Source organism: Pseudomonas tremae, assembly GCF_001401155.1.
Classification (GTDB): domain Bacteria; phylum Pseudomonadota; class Gammaproteobacteria; order Pseudomonadales; family Pseudomonadaceae; genus Aquipseudomonas; species Aquipseudomonas tremae.
In genome coordinates this window covers 1-334 of sequence record NZ_LJRO01000461.1, presented here as the reverse complement: position 1 = coordinate 334, position 334 = coordinate 1, and the positions used below count along the sequence as shown (strand labels likewise).

General features: G+C 56.9%; 2 protein-coding genes. One reads left to right on the top strand and one right to left on the bottom strand.

Features of this window, described 5'->3' with window-relative positions; genetic code table 11:
• On the bottom strand, nucleotides 1-101 hold a 101-nt coding region (locus tag ALO43_RS29665), incomplete at its 3' end, for a helix-turn-helix domain-containing protein (RefSeq protein ID WP_157062365.1).
• A gap of 99 nt (nucleotides 102-200) precedes the next feature.
• Here ALO43_RS29665 and ALO43_RS29660 point away from each other — a divergent pair.
• Nucleotides 201-334 (top strand): chlorhexidine efflux transporter (locus tag ALO43_RS29660; protein ID WP_328586984.1); only part of this gene is annotated, 134 nt, incomplete at its 3' end.

Genomic DNA, 334 nt, shown 5'->3' with positions numbered 1-334 from the left:
ATCGTCGACTGACTCTTGCCCAGACGGCGTGCAGCTGCACTGAACGAACCCAGCGCGGCAATCTGGGCGAAGGCTTCCAGGGCTTCCGGTGAATAACTCATGACACTCTCTTATCGGCTTTACCGATGGTATTGATTTTCAGGTTAACGCAAACACCGATGATAATGCTGCCACCCACGAGCACAAAGGACAGTCTTATCATGAGCAACAGCCCACAACACGCCAGCCAGCACGCATCCGTAGCGTCCAAGACCCTGCGTGAAAGGGCGCTGCACGCCAGCCTGTTCGAGATCGGTGGCGTGATTCTGGTCGCACCGCTGCTGGCCTGGCTCAT